Source organism: Aeromonas sp. FDAARGOS 1418, from assembly GCF_019048585.1.
GTDB classification, from domain to species: Bacteria; Pseudomonadota; Gammaproteobacteria; order Enterobacterales; family Aeromonadaceae; genus Aeromonas; species Aeromonas caviae.
The window spans coordinates 1,185,821-1,201,759 of sequence record NZ_CP077387.1; the positions used below are offsets into that span (position 1 = coordinate 1,185,821).

The following is a 15,939-nucleotide window of genomic DNA, read 5'->3' on the forward strand; positions in this document are numbered from 1 at the left end:
TTCATTTGGCCGGGCCAGATCAGCCGAACAGGGTCGAGATATTCTGCCCCGCCATCAGCAGGCCGATGGCCAGGGCGCTGAACCAGACCAGGGTGGCGGCGACCAGAGCATAGCCGAGGGCGACGAAGAGACCGTCCCGCTGCAACATGCCGATGGCCAGCAGCAGGATGGCCCAGGCGGGCATGGCGTTGGTGAAGGGAATGGCGCCGAGCGGCAGCATCAGCAGCAGGGCGGCCAGCATGATGAGCAGGCCGTTGCAGCGGTTGATGGTCACGCTGCCGGTCAGGATGAGCAGGCGCGGGCGGATGAAGCGGTCGATGCGGGCCAGCAGATCCGCCCCCTTGTGCAGGGTCGGCTTGAGGTGCTCGGCGGCGAAGCGGCGCTCCATCAGGAAGGCGGGCAGCCAGGGCACCCGGTTGAGGGTAATGCCGATGCCGATGAAGAGGATCAGCAGGCCAAAGGGGGTGCTGACGCCGGGAATGGAAACCGGCAGCAGGAAGGGAACCGTGAGCAGCACGCAAAACAGCAGCATGCCCTGCTCGCCCACCAGGGCCAGCATCTGGCGCAGGCTGATGTGGCTCTCCTCGATGGCGTGGGCGGTGGCCCTCAGGGTATCGGAGAGCGTGCTTTGGGGGTCGTTGAGTTGCGCGGCAACCATTCCTGAGATCCTCGTCTGTTGATGCCACCGCTGTGGCGCCGCCAGCTTACGGGGGTGAGGTTAATCCCGGATGAATAACCCCGGGGAGCAGAGATATTTCCATCGGGAGCGGGGCAATGGGGCTGGTACAGCCCCCGTCCAGTGTGGGAGACGGGCGCTCTGATATGCTTTGCGCAGGTCTTTTCACCATAGGATGAGCACATGAGAGGAGCGATGGGGATGGTGCCTGGGCTGCTGCTGCCCCTGGCGGGCTGGGCAGCCGAGCCCCCGGCGACGGGCTGGCAGCTGACTCCCTTTGCGGGATACAGCTCGACCATCGACTTTCGGGCCATGGACGAGCCGGCCCCCACGCCGCACGGGAGCGACCTCGACACCCTGCAAGGGGAGCGCTCCGGCAGCTGGGGGCTCTTCATCAGCAGGGAGGTGGATGACCCCGGCATGGTGGAGCTGCTCTACAGCCACCAGTCGACCCGGGTGTCCCCCGAACTGCCCGACAGGCTGACGGTGGACACCCTGCACTTTGCCGGGGCCCTGACTCTCTCGGACAACCTGATGGCCCCCTATATCGGCGCCGGGATCGGGGTCACCCGCTTCGATGCCTACGACAGCGAGACGGCCCCTTCCATGTCCCTGGCCCTCGGGGTGCAGCCGCGCCTGACCGAACATCTGGCCGTGCGGGCCGAGGTGCGCGGTTATGGTGCCCTGGTCAACGACGACAGCCAGTTTCTCTGCAACCCCGAGATCTGCGCCTTTCGGGTGCGAGGGGAGCTGATCACCCAGTGGCAGGCCAGTATCGGCTTGACCCTGAGGTTCTGAGCCCCGCTCGGACTAGGCGATGCCCTTGGTGACGCGGCTGAGGGGCTCGTTGACGTCGAACACCTTGTACTGCACCGCGCTGGCGCCCATGGCGAGCACCCGCTGCTCGTGCATGGTGGCGTAGGCGAGGGCGCTCCCCTCATCCTCGAACAGATAGATGCCGCCCGCCTCGCCGGTGCGCGGGTTCTCGGTCCAGATCTTGGAGATGAAGCCCGGCTCCCGGGTGATGGAGTCGGCCAGCGGCATGGCCGCAGCAGTGAGGGCCGGTCCCATCATCTGGGCGGGGAAGTTGAAATGGATCTGCAGCAGGCTGGGCATGATAAACCTCTCGTGGGCGTTGATTGACGGAATCCGCATCATAGGAAGCCGGCATCTTGGCTGCAAGAAGGCACATTTTCGTGGCATAGTTACCGCAAAGTAACCACTCGCGAGCCATACCGTGCCCTCACTGCCCTGTCCCGCCTATCAGGTATTGCGCCTGCTGACCGGCAAATGGAAGCCGGCCATTCTGTTTCATCTGCGCGAACAGACCCTGCGCTTTGGCGACTTGCGCCGCTGCCTGCCCGAGGTGAGCCAGAAGGTGCTCACCGCCCAGCTCAAGGAGCTGGAGAGCGACGGTGTCATCATCCGCACCCTCTACCCCGACGTACCGCCCAGGGTGGAGTACAGCCTGAGCCCCCTTGGCGTCGCCCTGATCCCCCTGCTTCAGCAGATGCACGATTTTGCGCTGAACCACGTTGATCTGCTGGCTGGTCAGGGTCCTGTTTCTAGCGAGCCCGCAGCAACCAGCGGCTGAGGGCGGTGGCCGCCAGCAGTCGGTAGCCGAGCAGAGTGAGCGCCAGCAGCGCCGGCACCTTCAGCAGCTCCCACCACACCTGCTTGCCCTGGGGGCCGAAGATCATCAGCCACACCACCAGCATCATGTGCAGACAGTAGAGGCCGAGCACCTTGGGGGCCTGGCGCTCCAGCCAGCTGCCCTTGCCCCATGCCGGGTTGGCCAGCAGCAGGCCGAACAGCCCCAGTGCCCAGGGGAGCGAACCCAGCAGGAAATCGTGACGAGCGAGGGGGACGGCGGCAACGCGCAGCAGACCTGCGGCCTCCAGGGCGTAGAGCCCCATCCCCGCCATCATCATCAGGGCGCAGCGCCTGGCGTCCGGCTGCCAGGCACGCAGGCGCAGCTCGGCGCCAAGCGCCACGAACAGCAAGGAGAAGAAGGGGCCGTTGCGGGTCAGCAGGGCCCACTCGCCCCCCGGCAGCAGCGGGCCATAGGAGCCGCCGAGCAGGGCCAGGGCGTAGAGCAGGGCCCCCAGCAGCAGGGCCAGCCTCGGCAGGCGGACCTGCTGGCAGAGCCCCAGGATCAGCACCGCCACCATCAGGGCGGGCAGGAACCAGAGGTGGATCATGCCGCCCACCCACCAGACGTTGAGATGATCCCCGAGCTGCATCTGCCACTGGCCTGCCATGGCGGGCAGGTAGCCCTCGCTCACCGCCGCGAGCGGGTTGAACGGTATCAGCACGTAGAGCAGGCTCCACGCCAGCCAGAGCCCCAGCAGGGGTCGGCAGTAGCGCAGTGCGACCGTCAGCGGGTGGCCCGCGGCGAGGGCGGGTTGCAAGAAGTAACCGGCGCACAGGAAGAACAGCGGCACCGCGAAGCGGCAGAGCTGGTTGATGACGGCCCCGACCAGAGGGTAGGGCGTGCCGTCCCACAGGGTGGGGGCGAAGGGGTTGCTGAAGGGGGAGAGGTGAATGGTCATCACCGCCAAGATGGCCACCACTCGCCCACATTCGATGCTGGAGATGCGCATGCTGCCTCTTGCCGCTGGGATTGAGGGCGCACCCTATCAGCCGCAGGTGCTCCCTATCCAGCCGCCAGGCCGGCAACTGTGAGCCCCATCGGCGGCCGGTTACCCTTTGTTACCCGAGGTGTGGGCAAGGTTACCGCCGCCGAGAGACAGATCCCGTTTTGTCGTCGGTAAATGCGCTAGAGCAGGGCCACCAGCACGGTGACCAGGGCGCCCAGCAGCAGCAGGGCGATGCCGCGAGCGGCCGGGCCGTGCAGCTTGTTCCACATCAGCAGGCTGGTGAGGGCCAGCAGCAGCATGGCCAGCGCCGCCAGATCCCCCACCAGCTGCCACGGCAGGCCGGTGCCCATGCCACGGTGCAGCCGGTTGAGGCTGGCGGCGAAGTTGGCTTGCTGCAGTTCGGTGCGCACCAGCAATGTGCCTTCCACATAGCTGGCGGCCACGCTTTCGCTCAGGGTGACGCCGCGCATCTCCCAGCGGGCCGGCAGAGTGAGCGGGCCGTCGGGGGTGGGCAGGGTCTGGGGCGGGGTGAGCTGGACGCGCCCCTCCTCGAACCCTGCTGCATAGCGTTGTTGCAGCAGGCTTTTCAGCTCATCCGGGCTGGTCAGCGGCGCGCTCAGTACTATCTCTTCGCTGGATTTATCGGTATGGGGGCCGGGCAGCGGCAGCACGGCCCTGTGTTGCAGCCAGAGGCCGGTGAGGCCGTAGAGCAGCATCAGGGTGAGGGTGGCAAAGCCGGCCCAGGCGTGGATGCGGCGCACCCACTTGTTGTTGTGCAGGGGGAGTTTTCTGCGTCTCATTGCTCGGTGCTTCATAAAAATCTGGCCAGCAGGAGCTGGCCAGAGGGATCGGGAAAAGGGAGGGATCAGAAGCGGTAGGCGGCGCTCAGATGCAGCTGACGGGGTGTGCCCGGCATGATCTGGGAGGCGCTGGTGGCGCTGACGAAGTAGTCGTGATCGGTCAGGTTCTCCACGCTCAGCTGGGTTTCCCACTGCTGCCAGCGGTAGCCGGCACGGGCGTCGAAGCGGGCGTAACCGGGCAGGGTGGTGGTGTTGGCGTTGTCGGCGAAGCGATCGCCCACCGCGGTCACCCCGGTCTCGCCGAACCAGCCCTGCTTGCCGCTCTGATAGCCGGCGAACAGCTCGCCGTTCTGGCGAGAGACGTTCATCGGCCGCTTGCCCTGCAGATCGGCGTCCGCCTTGACCTGCTCGGCATCCTGGATGGCGATGCCGCCGCGCAGGTAGAGCTCGTCGGTCAGCTGGGCACGGGCACTCAGCTCGATCCCCTCGGTGCGCTGCAGGCCGGTGAGGATCACCTTGGTGGGATCCAGCGGATCCTTGTTGCGCTTGTTGTACATCTCCAGCCGGTAGAGGGAGAGGGTGGTGGCGAGGCGGCCATCCAGCCAGTCGCTCTTCACGCCGCCCTCGTACAGCCGGGTGTGCTGGGGATCCAGGTTGTTGTTCTTGTCGCCCGGGGTGATGCCAATAAGCTCGCCACCCACCGGGGTGAAGGTCTTGCTGTAGGAGGCGTAGAAGGCGTGCTCCTCGATCGGGTTCCACACCAGGCCCAGGCGCGGGCTCAGGCTGGTGACCGAGACGGTCTCCTCCTTGTTGAGGTCGTTGCGGCGGCTGGTGACGGTGAAGTCGTCGCGGCGCAGACCCGCCAGCAGGTGCCAGTCGCCCAGGCTGAGCTGATCCTGCACATAGAGGCCATAGCCGCGCACCTTGTGGTTGGCGTCGCTGGAGAGCTTCATGGCGCCGTCGTAGGTGGGCAGGGAGTCCGGATCATAGAGGTTGCCGGCCGGGATCGCGGTGGCGTTCTGGTAGAGCTTGGGGGTGCGCTCCTGCCAGTTCTGCTCGAAGCCCACCAGCAGACGGTGCTCGACGGGGCCGGTCTGCAGCTGGCCTTCGACCTCGGTGTTGCTGGTGAGGCTGCTGGCCTTGAGATCCTGCTGCCAGCGGGCGCGGGTCACCTTGTCACCCTTGACGCTGGTGACATAGGTGTTGTCGAACTGGCTGTCGAGGCTGGTGTAGCCCAGCTGCTGGCGCAGTTGCCACTGATCGTTGATGTCCCAGCTGAGGCGCGAACGGGTGGACTGGGCCACATCGTCGATGAAGTCGCGGCGGGTATCGCTGTAGACATATTCCTTCGGCACGTCGGCCGGCCGGCCGTTGACGCCGGGGATGCCGCGATCCGGGGTACGGTCGTGCTCGTTGCGCTCGTACTGCAGCAGCCAGTTCAGCTTGTCGTTGATCTCCCAGTTGACGGAGGGGGCCAGCAGGGTGCGTTTGCTGGTCACGCCGTTGCGAAAGCTCTCCTTGTCTTCCTGAGCCAGGTTGAGGCGCACCTGCACCTGCTCACCCGCTTCGCCGTTGAGATCGGCAGCCAGTCGGCGGCTGTCGAAGCTGCCGACCTGGGCGCTGACGCTGGACTCCAGCCCTTTCTGCGGCTTCTTGCTGACCCGGTTGACGATGCCGCCTGTGCTGCCACGGCCGTAGAGCACCGCCGCCGGCCCCTTGAGCACTTCGACCCGCTCGGTGTTGCCAAGGTCGCGGGTGTACTGCATGTCGTCGCGAAAACCGTCCAGATAGAAGTCGTTGCTGGCGCTGAAGCCGCGGATGTTGACCCCGTCGAAGCGGGTGTCACCGCTGGCGTTGACGCCGGGGATGCCGGTCAGGGCCTCGCTCAGGGTGGGCTGGCCGAAGGCGGTCAGCTCGCTCGCCTTGACGCTGTCGATGGCCTGCGGCACCAACTTGGCCGGGGTGTTAGTACGGGTCGCAGTGGCGACCTCTTCATGTTGGCTGCGTTTGCCGACCACGGTCAGGGTTTCGTCTTCGGCACGGGGGCTGGTGCAAACCGCCAGCAAGGCGACGCCCAGCAAGGCGCGCGGGGGGTTGGAATGGTTCATCTGGGTGTGACTCTTTGTCGACCAATTGGCCTGAACTTGTTGATTTATTTGTAATTATTGATTTCTCTCATCGCGAGAGGTTGCTAATGATATTGATTTTCATTTGCCTTGCAAGGAGAAGATGCAAGAAAAAGAGATCATTGGCGGCAGGCACTGAGGGGGCTGGAACCTCGGGGAAAAGGCCGGGGGAACCTTGGTTCGGTTCGGAGGGGACGCTACCATGGTGGCCTCGCGCCTTGGCGCACCATCCGGCACACACAGGGAGAGAAACATGGTTGAGATCATCAGGGCGGATCTGCACAACCCTCGCCACGGCGAGGCGCTGATCGCGATGCTGGACGAATACGCCAGGGATGAGATGGGGGGCGGCAGTGCACTGGCGGACGAGGTGAAGGCGAATCTGGCCGAAGCCCTGGCCGCGCGACCCGGTGCCCATGTGCTGCTGGCCTGGGTCGATGGGGAGCCCGCTGGCGTTGCCACCTGCTTCGAGGGTTTTTCGACCTTCGCCTGTCAGCCGCTGCTCAATATCCACGACGTGGCGGTGCACCCTGCCCATCGCGGCCAGGGCATCGGCAAGCAGCTGTTGGCGGAGGCGGAGCGGCTCGCCCGGGAGCTCGGTTGCTGCAAGCTGACCCTAGAGGTGCTGGAGGGGAACAAGGTGGCCCAGGCTGCCTATCGTGCCAGCGGCTTTGCGGGTTATGAGCTGGATCCCGAGGTGGGCCGGGCCATGTTCTGGCAGAAGAAGCTGAGGTGAGAGAGTCGGCAACATGATCTGCCGGGCTTGCCTCTGAGACTCCTGTCCCCTAGAGTGGCACCAGATTTTTCAATGTGTTGATGGAACCGGCCCGGCCGGGTGAGTGACATGACCCATTATGCTTCGGATCAGCGAGTGACCCGAATGAACTCCGTACAGATGCGCACGATGAAGCATTGTCCGGAGCCGGTGGAGGCCCAGACCTCCCATCCATTCATCGTGCAGTGACGACCGGATCTCGCTACCTCGCGGGAGCCGTGACCTTGCCGCACGACTGAACCAAGGCCATAGACGTTGCCTCGTCTATGGCCTTTTTTGTTGCCCCGCAGCCAAGCTGCGGGTGCGAGACAGAGCAGAGGCCCGCCCGGGTCTCTGCTTTTTTTATGGTCTGTCATGACCGACGGGTATGCTTGGCAAGGGCCGGGTCGTCGGCCAGAGAGGCTGACCATCTTCAAGAGGAAACAGTGCAATGTCACAAAATATCTATGACGAACCAGGGTTTTTTGAGGGCTATGCCCAACTGCCACGCTCCCTTCACGGGCTGGCGGGGGCGCCGGAGTGGCCGGCGCTGTACGCCATGCTGCCGGAGCTTGCCGGCAAGCGGGTGCTGGATCTGGGCTGCGGTTATGGCTGGTTCTGCCGGGCAGCCAGAGATCTCGGGGCTGCCGATGTGGTCGGTATCGATCTCTCCGCGAAGATGCTGGCCCGTGCCGCCGAGCTGACCCGGGATGAGGCCATCCGCTATCGGCAGGGGGATCTGGACGGTCTTGCGCTGTCCGATGAGCCTTTCGGTCTCATCTACAGTTCCCTGGCGCTGCACTACCTGCCCGAGGTGGCGCCGCTGTTTGCGTAGATCCACCGTGCGCTGGTGGCTGGCGGCAGCCTGGTGTTCTCGGTGGAGCACCCCATCTTCACCTGCCCGCAGCTGCAGGGCTGGCTGGTGGATGCAGAGGGACGCCGCTCCTGGCCCGTCAACGGCTACCAGGCCGAGGGCAAGCGGGTCAGCAACTGGCTGGCGGAGGGGGTAGTCAAGTATCACCGCACCCTGGGCACCTACCTCAATGCCCTTGTCGCCGCCGGGTTCCAGATCCGCCGCGTGGAGGAGTGGGGGCCGACGGCGGCGCAGATTGCGGCCAACCCGGCCCTGGCGGAGGAGGCGGAGCGCCCCATGCTGTTGCTGGTGTCGGCGTACAAACCCCTGGCCTGACGCAATAAAAAACGGCGCGCAGAGTGCTCTGCGCGCCGTGTTGTCAGGTGGTTGCCGACTTAGAAGTCGTAGCGGGCCGCCAGCTGGAAGTCATCCTTGGTGTTGAGCTTGCCGCTGTCATGGCTGTCGAGGTTGTTGATGCGGTACTCGCCGATGACGCGCAGGTTCTTGTTGAACTTGTACTGGGCGCCCAGGGTGTAGTAGTCGATGGAGTCGTAGTCAGACTTGCCAGCCTGTTCCACCTTCTGCTTGTTCCACAGGGCCATCAGGCCGAAGCCGCTCTCGAAGTTGTAACCCAGCGCCCCTTCCCAGCCGGTGTGATCCTTGCCGGTGGCCAGGAAGTCGCTGCCGTCGGCATAGCTCAGGGCGGCGTAGAGGGCCTTGTTGTCGTACTTGGCGGAGAGCAGCCACAGCTTGGCATCCTCTTCACCGCTCTTGTCGCGGATGCCCACGTTGTAGGCGGTCCCCAGGGAGAGGTTGAACGGGAAGGTGTAGGCCACGGCGGCACCGTAGGCGGCATCGCTGTCCTTGCTGGAGGTCTCTTCGGTGTCACCGCCATCGAACTTGTAGCTGGTATCTACCTGGAAACCGTTGAACAGGCCGGAGTACTTCAGCACGGAGCCGGCGCGGTTGGTGGCGAAGGTGTCGGTCTTTGCGCCCAGTGCCTCGTTGCCGTAACCATCGGAGAGGGAGACATCAGTCCAGTCCGCCAGGAAGCCAGGAGCCCCCTTCTGGCGACCGAAGGTGACGGTTCCCCAGTTGGCGCCGACACCGGCGAACGCCAGACGGGTACGCAGGTTGTCGGAGTTCTCGCTGACGGTCTTCTCGCTGTCGTTGATGTACATCTGCAGTTCGTACTGGGCCAGCGCCTTGAGACCCGGGTTGATCTCGCTCTCTACCTTGGCGCCCAGACGGACAAACTGGTTGGCCCCCTGCTTGTCGCTGTATTCGTTCTGGATGTCACCGTTGGCGTCCAGCTCTTTCTTCTCGCCGAAGAACTGGCCGGCGTAGATGCGGCCGTAGAGGTCGAGCAGGGTGCTCTCGTTTTTGTACACTTCAACGGCTTGAGCCTGGAAGGCGGCGGTAAGAGCCAATGCTACTACTGTCAGCTTTTTCATCATGATCCCTTGTGTTGCAAGCTTTTGTTTTAAAAGACGGGGCCATGCTAGAAGTGACAGATGACAGTCGGGTGACCGTGCAATGAACAAACCGTGTCGGTTCCATGTCAGCGGGATGAAAACCGGGATTTATGTGGCTGGTCGCCACTTTTACGCGCAAAGGTTTGCCCTTGTGGTAGAATGCCGCCCGTTTTCGAGCTCCTAAGGTTGGATATGCGATGAGACGTGAACTGGCAATCGAATTTTCCCGAGTGACGGAAGCGGCTGCACTGGCTGGCTACAAGTGGCTCGGACGTGGTGACAAGAATATCGCCGATGGCGCGGCCGTGGCGGCCATGCGTCACATCCTCAATCAGATCCAGATCGATGGCGAGATTGTGATCGGCGAAGGGGAGATCGACGAAGCCCCCATGCTTTACATCGGCGAGAAGGTGGGCACGGGTCAGGGCGACGCCGTGGACATCGCGGTCGACCCCATCGAGGGGACCCGTATGACTGCCATGGGTCAGGCCAATGCCCTGGCCGTGCTGGCGGTGGGCGACAAGGGATCCTTCCTCAAGGCCCCCGACATGTACATGGAAAAGCTGATCGTGGGCCCCAAGGCGAGAGGCGCCATCGATCTTGATCAGGCCCTGGAGCTGAACCTCAAGGCCGTGGCCAAGGCGCTCGGCAAGCCCCTCTCCCGTCTGACCGTCATCACCCTGGCCAAGCCGCGTCATGACAAGGCGATCAAGGAGATGCAGGGTCTGGGAGTGCGGGTGTTCGCCATTCCCGACGGCGACGTGGCCGCTTCCATCCTCACCTGTCTGCCGGACAGCGAAGTGGACATGCTCTACGGCATCGGTGGCGCACCGGAAGGGGTGATCTCCGCCGCGGTGATCCGCGCCCTGGACGGCGACATGCAGGCTCGCCTGATCCCCCGCCACCAGGTCAAGGGTGACAGCCCCGAGGTTCGCGCCCTGGGTGAACAGGAGATCGCGCGCTGCGAGGAGCTGGGCATCGACGTGAGCAAGGTGCTCAAGCTCGAAGATTTGGCCAAGAATGACAACGTCATCTTCTCGGCCACCGGCATCACCAAGGGTGATCTGCTGGAAGGGATCACCAGCGACGGCGTCATGGCGACCACCGAGACCCTGCTGATCCGCGGCAAATCGCGCACCATCCGTCGCATCAAGTCGATCCACTTCCTGGATCGCAAGGACAGCGTGGTACGCGACATCATACTGTAAGCAGGAGGATGGCGGTGGCGGCAAGTCACGAACTCTCATGCCGTCGTATCAAGTCGATCCACTTCCTGGATCGCAAGGACAGCATGGTATGCGACATCATCCTGTAAGCAGGAGGATGGGGGTGGCGGCAAGTCGCGAACTTTCATGCCGTCGTATCAAGTCGATCCACTTCCTGGATCGCAAAGACAGTGTGGTACGCGACATCATCCTGTGATGTGCTGACTCCCGCAGCAAAAAGCCCGGCACTGCCGGGCTTTTTGCGCTCTGCAGGTCGCCAGGGTGCCCAGGCAGGGATAAGGCTTAGGAGAAACCGGACTCCTTGCTAAACTGCGGTGCCCCACAGAGGAAAAATCACATGGAATGTCGTCAGGGATGCGGTGCCTGCTGCATCGCCCCCAGCATCAGCAGTGCCATTCCCGGCATGCCGGATGGCAAGCCCGCCGGTGTGCCCTGTGTGCAGCTCGATGCGCACCTGGGGTGCAAGATCTTCGGCCAGCCGGAGCGCCCGGCGGTGTGCGGCGGCTTTCGCCCCATGGCGGACGTGTGCGGCTCCCATCGCCAGGAGGCCATCTGGCTTATCGGCGAGCTGGAGCGGCTGACCGCCTGAGCCCTTGACCCTCTCCCTCGGGGAAAGGGTGTCTGCTTGTCCTCCTCATCCCCGCCCCTTCTCCCGCAAAAGGAGAAGGGGGTGCCGCCATTCGGAGTCATGAAAAAGGCCCCCTCGCTTTGCGAGGGGGCCTTTTTATCGTCGGCTCATGGTGAAGCCAGCTTATTCCTTGATGCGCTCGATGCGACCACCCAGGCCTTGCAGCTTGTGCTCGATGTCTTCGTAGCCACGGTCGATGTGATAGATGCGATCGACGATGGTGGCCCCTTCGGCCACGAAGCCGGCCAGCACCAGGCTGGCGGAGGCGCGCAGATCGGTCGCCATCACCTGGGCACCCTTGAGCTGCTGGGTGTCGCGGCAGATGGCCACATTGCCCTGCAGTTCGATGTCGGCACCCATCCGAACCAGCTCGGGCACGTGCATGAAGCGGTTCTCGAAGATGGTCTCGGTGACCATGCCGGTGCCCTGGGCGACCGCGTTCAGCACGGTGAACTGTGCCTGCATGTCGGTCGGGAACGCCGGGTAGGGGGCGGTCTTGATGGTGACAGGTTTCAGGGTGCGACCTGTCATGTCGAGGGTGATCCAGTCGTCACCCTTTTCAATCAGGGCGCCAGCCTCTTCCAATTTGACCAGTACGGCTTCCAGCAGGCTGGGGTCGGTGTTGCGGCAGGTGATCTTGCCACCGGTCACGGCGGCGCCCACCAGGAAGGTGCCGGTCTCGATGCGATCGGGCTGCACGCTGTAGCTGCCACCGTGCAGACGTTCTACGCCGTCGATGGTCAGGGTATCGGTGCCGGCGCCCTGGATCTTGGCGCCCAGCGCGTTGAGGAAGTTGGCCAGATCGACCACCTCGGGCTCACGGGCGGCGTTTTCGATCACGGTGCGACCGTCAGCCAGGGTGGCGGCCATCATCAGGTTCTCGGTACCGGTCACGGAAACCATGTCCATCAGGATGTGGGCACCTTTCAGGCGGCCGTCGACGCGGGCTTTGATGTAGCCCTCTTCGATGACGATCTTCGCGCCCATCAGCTCCAGGCCGTGGACATGCAGGTTGACCGGGCGGGCACCGATGGCACAGCCGCCGGGCAGGGAGACGTCTGCTGCACCGAAGCGGGCTGCCAGCGGGCCCAGGGCCAGGATGGAGGCTCGCATGGTCTTCACCAGCTCGTAGGGGGCGACATGATTGTTTACCGCACCGGTCAGCACGGTCACATTGCCGTTGACCTTGGTGGTGGCGCCCAGCATCTCCAGCAGCTTGAGGGTGGTACCCACGTCTTTCAGGCGCGGTACGTTGGAGAGTTGAACCTCTTCGTCACACAGCAGGGTGGCAAACAGGATGGGCAGGGCGGCATTCTTGGCGCCGGAGATGGTCACTTCACCGGAGAGGGTGCAGGGGCCGGTGATCTTGAATTTGTCCATGGTTTACTTCTTTACCAAATCAGGAGGGCAGCTGGAATTTACGCTCGCGTTTCCACTCGGCGTCGGTATAGGCCTTGATGGAGAGAGCGTGGATCTCATTGGTGGCGATCTTGTCCATCAGCGGGGCATAGATGGCCTGTTGTTTCTTGACCCGGCTCATGCCGTCAAACATGTCGCCGACGGCGATCACCTGGTAGTGACTGCCGTCCCCTTTGACATGGACTTCGGACAATGGCAAAGCCTCGAGGAGTATCGCTTCAATTTCAGAGACTTGCATTATGAGTCCTCAGTTGTGAGCGGGGTTGAATGAAAGAGGCTGGCCACCCCGTAGAGGTTGGCCAGCGTATGGAAATCGTTGGAGGCACCCACCAGTGTCGGAGTGGCACCCCGTGCCAGTGCCGCCTTGGCCCACTTGACCAGCAGGGCAAGGCCGGCGGAATCCAGGGTAGTGACGGCACCGAGTTCGAGCCGATCGTCCTGCCACCAGTCGGCGCGGCGTTGCCACAGATCGTTGACCTGCGGGGCCTGCAAGTCACCGCTCAGGATCATGACTTGATCACCAGCGGCTTGGCGTTGTGTTCACGCAGCTGGGCGATCACCGCATCGATGCCGTTCTGGCGAATAAGGCCGCCCAGCTCGTTCTGCTTGGCAGAGAGCAGGCTGATCCCTTCGGCAACCATGTCGAAGGCTTTCCACTCGCCGGTCTTGTTGTTCTTGCGCAGCTTGAACTCGAGGAAGATGTCCGGCTTGCCGGCCTCTTTCACGCTGACGTTGACGGCGGTGATGTTGCTCTCGGCGGCTTTGCCGGGCTGGACCTTGACGGTCTGCTTGTCAAAGTGGGCCAGTGCGTCCGCGTAGGAGCTCACCATGTACTCGGTGAAGACGTCCACAAAGGCGTCACGCTGGGCAGGGGTCGTCTGTTTGATCTGGTTGCCGAGCACCTTGTAGGCGGCGAAGCGGTTGTCCACGTAGGGCAGCAGCTCCTCGCGGATGATGACGCGCAGGTGATCGGGGTTGCTCTTCACCTGGGCCTGATCGGCTTTCAGGCGGGCAAAGGTCTGCTGGGCGGCCTGATCCACGAGGGCATAGGGGTCCGAAGTATTGACATCCGCACGGGCGACGAGGGAGAACAGCATGCTGGTCATCAGACCCAGCATCAGGGCGATCTTCTTGAACATGGTTACTCCTTGGTTGCGGGTGTGTTGGCCGGAGAGGACTGGCTGTAGAGGAACTTGCCAATCAGATCTTCCAGCACGATGGCGGACTTGGTGTCTTCGATCATGTCGCCATCCTTGAGCATGCTGGTGCCCATCTCCTCATCGCTGAACCCCGGTGCCAGACCGATGTACTGCTCACCGAGCAGGCCAGAAGTCAGGATGGAGAGGGTGCTGGTCTCGGAGAACTCGCCGGCACTCTTCTGCATCTGCAGGGAAACGATGGGGACCTGGCTCTTGGGATCCAGGGTGATGTCGCTGACACGACCGACGACGACGCCGCCGACCTTGACCGGCGAGCGTACTTTCAGGCCGCCGATATTATCGAAATGGGCGCGCAGGGTATAGGTTTCTCCTTCCGGTTTGAAACTCAATCCCGCCACTTGCAGTGCCAATGCCAGAATGGCCGCGATGCCAGCCAGCATGAAGGCGCCAACCAGAAATTCTACTTTGCTGAACTTCATCTTTCCCTTATCCAAACATGACTGCGGTGAGTATAAAATCCAGACCGAGCACGGCCAGGGATGAGTGAACCACGGTACGGGTCGTCGCCTGACTGATCCCGGCCGAGGTCGGTTTGGCATCATAGCCGTTGAAGAGCGCTATCCAGGTCACCACCAGGGCGAAGATCAGGCTCTTGATGGCGCCCTGCATGATGTCGTCCTGCCAGTCGACGGAGGCCTGCATGGCGGACCAGAAACTGCCTTCGTCCACCCCCAGCCAGTCGACACCAACCAGCTTGCCGCCAAAGATGCCGATCAGGCTGAACATGAAGGCCAGCAGCGGCATGCTGATGACCCCGGCCCAGAAGCGGGGCGCCACGACCCGACGCAGCGGATCGACCGCCATCATCTCCAGGCTGGAGAGCTGCTCGGTGGCCTTCATCAGGCCGATCTCGGCGGTGAGGGCGGAGCCCGCACGACCGGCGAACAGCAGGGCTGTGACCACAGGGCCCAGCTCACGGAGCAGGGAGAGGGAAACCAGAGGCCCCAGGCTCTGCTCTGCGCCGAAATCCTTCAATACGTTGTAACCCTGCAGGGAGAGCACCATGCCGATGAAGAGGCCGGACACCAGTATGATGGCGACGGATTGCACTCCCACCACATACAGTTGCTGCACCAGCAGCGGGAAGTGCTTGCGTGGCTGGGGCCGTCCTGCCAGTGCATGAAACAGCATGATGGTTGCCCGGCCGACGGCGTTGATGAAACGCACACCGCTGCGGCCCAGCTTGCTTATCTGACTTGTCAACATCACAGATCCTGTAGCAGGTCACCTGCCGGAAAATGAAACGGAACAGGACCGTCGGGCAATCCCTTGAGGAACTGCTCGACTTCGGGATTGTGCTCCTCGCGCAGCTGCTCCGGTGTGCCGTGTGCCACTACCTTGCGGTTGGCGATGATGTAGGCGTAGTCGGCGATGCTCAGCACCTCCTTCACGTCGTGGGTGACGATGACGGAGGTGATGCCGAGGGCATCGTTGAGCTCCTTGATGAGCTTCACCAGCACCGCCATGGTGATGGGGTCCTGCCCTACGAAGGGCTCGTCATACATGATAAGATCCGGATCCAGCGCGATGGATCTCGCCAGGGCCGCGCGACGCGCCATGCCACCGGAGAGCTCGGACGGCATCAGCTTGGCCGCCCCGCGCAGACCGACAGCCTGCAGTTTCATCATGACGATGGTGCGGATCAGCTCTTCCGGCAGGCCGGAGTGCTCCCGCAGCGGGAAGGCCACGTTGTCGAAGACGGTCATGCCGGTGAACAATGCGCCACTCTGGAACAGCATGCTCATCCGTTTCCGCACTTCATACAGGCGTGAACGGGAGAGCGTGGGAACGTCTTCCCCGTCAAACAGAATGTGACCGGACTCAGGCTTGAGCTGGCCCCCGATCAGGCGAAGCAAGGTGGTCTTGCCGATCCCGCTCGGACCCATGACGGCGGTGACCTTGCCACGGGGAATGGTCAGGTTGATCCTGTCGTACAGCAGCCGATCCCCGTGACTGAAGGTCAGGTCGGAGATGGTGATCAGGTCATCGTTCAAACAATTGTCCATCCGGTATAAATGAAGAGCGAATTTTATGGGCTAGTCTAGGTCTAAGCAACAGCGAGGAACAACTATTGAGCGGGTTTCCCCCCCAAGTACGCGACAGTTTTATGTAACAACCTGCGTCAATGACCGCCCATTCCGCATCCGATTCGCTTATCTCGG

At 63.1% G+C, this 15,939-nt stretch carries 20 protein-coding genes; 7 read left to right on the plus strand and 13 right to left on the minus strand.

The genetic code is table 11. The features are described 5' to 3' along the window. Positions 1-19: 19 nt before the first annotated feature. A complete protein-coding gene (locus I6L48_RS05690) occupies positions 20-658 on the minus strand; it encodes an exopolysaccharide biosynthesis protein (protein WP_010672675.1) in 639 nt (212 codons plus the stop codon). 201 nt (positions 659-859) lie between these two features. On the opposite strand from I6L48_RS05690, the gene I6L48_RS05695 reads away from it, so the two are divergent. Further along, entirely contained in the window at positions 860-1,474 is a 615-nt protein-coding gene (locus tag I6L48_RS05695; RefSeq protein ID WP_180898710.1) for an outer membrane beta-barrel protein, read from the plus strand. Between the two features lie 12 nt (positions 1,475-1,486). Here I6L48_RS05695 and I6L48_RS05700 read toward each other — a convergent pair whose 3' ends face one another. Then, a complete protein-coding gene (locus I6L48_RS05700; protein ID WP_041212361.1) occupies positions 1,487-1,792 on the minus strand; it encodes a monooxygenase in 306 nt (101 codons plus the stop codon). Between the two features lie 121 nt (positions 1,793-1,913). On the opposite strand from I6L48_RS05700, the gene I6L48_RS05705 reads away from it, so the two are divergent. Beyond that, positions 1,914-2,270 (plus strand): helix-turn-helix domain-containing protein, encoded by a 357-nt coding sequence (locus tag I6L48_RS05705; protein WP_042015355.1) that lies wholly within the window; start codon positions 1,914-1,916, stop codon positions 2,268-2,270. On the opposite strand, the gene I6L48_RS05710 is transcribed toward I6L48_RS05705, so the two are convergent. The 3 genes from I6L48_RS05710 to I6L48_RS05720 form a co-directional block, all read right to left on the minus strand. Then, positions 2,242-3,279, minus strand: a complete 1,038-nt coding sequence (locus I6L48_RS05710) for an acyltransferase (RefSeq protein ID WP_113069520.1) — start codon at positions 3,277-3,279, stop codon at positions 2,242-2,244. The two genes, I6L48_RS05705 and I6L48_RS05710, sit on opposite strands and share 29 nt — an antisense overlap. A 176-nt stretch (positions 3,280-3,455) precedes the next feature. Then, positions 3,456-4,076, minus strand: coding sequence for a PepSY-associated TM helix domain-containing protein (locus I6L48_RS05715; protein ID WP_162726138.1), 621 nt, complete (start codon positions 4,074-4,076; stop codon positions 3,456-3,458). Between the two features lie 65 nt (positions 4,077-4,141). Beyond that, positions 4,142-6,184, minus strand: coding sequence for a TonB-dependent siderophore receptor (locus I6L48_RS05720; protein WP_216987861.1), 2,043 nt, complete (start codon positions 6,182-6,184; stop codon positions 4,142-4,144). 271 nt (positions 6,185-6,455) lie between these two features. Between I6L48_RS05720 and I6L48_RS05725 the strand changes: the two genes are divergently transcribed. The 3 genes from I6L48_RS05725 (at position 6,456) to I6L48_RS05735 (ending at position 8,145) form a co-directional block, all read left to right on the plus strand. Then, a complete protein-coding gene (locus tag I6L48_RS05725; RefSeq protein ID WP_113069525.1) occupies positions 6,456-6,938 on the plus strand; it encodes a GNAT family N-acetyltransferase in 483 nt (160 codons plus the stop codon). A 469-nt stretch (positions 6,939-7,407) separates the two neighbouring features. Beyond that, positions 7,408-7,791 carry a bifunctional 2-polyprenyl-6-hydroxyphenol methylase/3-demethylubiquinol 3-O-methyltransferase UbiG gene (locus tag I6L48_RS05730; RefSeq protein ID WP_216987862.1) on the plus strand — a complete coding sequence of 128 codons (384 nt, stop codon included), beginning with the start codon at positions 7,408-7,410 and terminating at the stop codon, positions 7,789-7,791. Positions 7,792-7,806: 15 nt separating this feature from the next. After that, entirely contained in the window at positions 7,807-8,145 is a 339-nt protein-coding gene (locus I6L48_RS05735) for a hypothetical protein (RefSeq protein ID WP_216987863.1), read from the plus strand. Between the two features lie 59 nt (positions 8,146-8,204). Here I6L48_RS05735 and I6L48_RS05740 read toward each other — a convergent pair whose 3' ends face one another. Next, positions 8,205-9,263: a porin gene (locus I6L48_RS05740; protein WP_162726139.1), complete on the minus strand. Its 1,059-nt coding sequence runs from the start codon at positions 9,261-9,263 to the stop codon at positions 8,205-8,207. A gap of 218 nt (positions 9,264-9,481) precedes the next feature. Here I6L48_RS05740 and glpX point away from each other — a divergent pair, with 218 nt between their 5' ends. Then, positions 9,482-10,492, plus strand: a complete 1,011-nt coding sequence (gene glpX / locus I6L48_RS05745; RefSeq protein ID WP_039040467.1) for a class II fructose-bisphosphatase — start codon at positions 9,482-9,484, stop codon at positions 10,490-10,492. Between the two features lie 355 nt (positions 10,493-10,847). Continuing rightward, complete coding sequence (locus tag I6L48_RS05750; protein WP_010675884.1) at positions 10,848-11,099, plus strand: YkgJ family cysteine cluster protein; 252 nt, start codon at positions 10,848-10,850, stop codon at positions 11,097-11,099. Between the two features lie 162 nt (positions 11,100-11,261). Here I6L48_RS05750 and murA read toward each other — a convergent pair whose 3' ends face one another. From murA to mlaF, 7 genes are read right to left on the minus strand one after another with little or no spacing between them, the layout of a single operon-like run. Beyond that, positions 11,262-12,518, minus strand: coding sequence for a UDP-N-acetylglucosamine 1-carboxyvinyltransferase (murA, locus tag I6L48_RS05755; protein ID WP_039040468.1), 1,257 nt, complete (start codon positions 12,516-12,518; stop codon positions 11,262-11,264). Positions 12,519-12,537: 19 nt separating this feature from the next. Further along, positions 12,538-12,795 (minus strand): BolA family iron metabolism protein IbaG, encoded by a 258-nt coding sequence (gene ibaG, locus I6L48_RS05760; RefSeq protein WP_010675882.1) that lies wholly within the window; start codon positions 12,793-12,795, stop codon positions 12,538-12,540. After that, positions 12,795-13,067 carry a lipid asymmetry maintenance protein MlaB gene (locus I6L48_RS05765; RefSeq protein ID WP_010675881.1) on the minus strand — a complete coding sequence of 91 codons (273 nt, stop codon included), beginning with the start codon at positions 13,065-13,067 and terminating at the stop codon, positions 12,795-12,797. Before I6L48_RS05765 ends, ibaG begins: the two co-directional genes overlap by 1 nt. Beyond that, positions 13,064-13,696 (minus strand): phospholipid-binding protein MlaC, encoded by a 633-nt coding sequence (mlaC, locus tag I6L48_RS05770; protein ID WP_039040470.1) that lies wholly within the window; start codon positions 13,694-13,696, stop codon positions 13,064-13,066. Before mlaC ends, I6L48_RS05765 begins: the two co-directional genes overlap by 4 nt. Before the next feature lie 2 nt (positions 13,697-13,698). After that, complete coding sequence (gene mlaD, locus I6L48_RS05775) at positions 13,699-14,196, minus strand: outer membrane lipid asymmetry maintenance protein MlaD (protein ID WP_010675879.1); 498 nt, start codon at positions 14,194-14,196, stop codon at positions 13,699-13,701. Between the two features lie 7 nt (positions 14,197-14,203). Next, positions 14,204-14,983: a lipid asymmetry maintenance ABC transporter permease subunit MlaE gene (gene mlaE / locus I6L48_RS05780; RefSeq protein ID WP_010675878.1), complete on the minus strand. Its 780-nt coding sequence runs from the start codon at positions 14,981-14,983 to the stop codon at positions 14,204-14,206. Continuing rightward, positions 14,983-15,783 (minus strand): phospholipid ABC transporter ATP-binding protein MlaF, encoded by an 801-nt coding sequence (mlaF, locus tag I6L48_RS05785; protein WP_029314846.1) that lies wholly within the window; start codon positions 15,781-15,783, stop codon positions 14,983-14,985. The genes mlaE and mlaF overlap by 1 nt, the downstream gene beginning before the upstream one ends. Positions 15,784-15,939 lie beyond the last annotated feature (156 nt).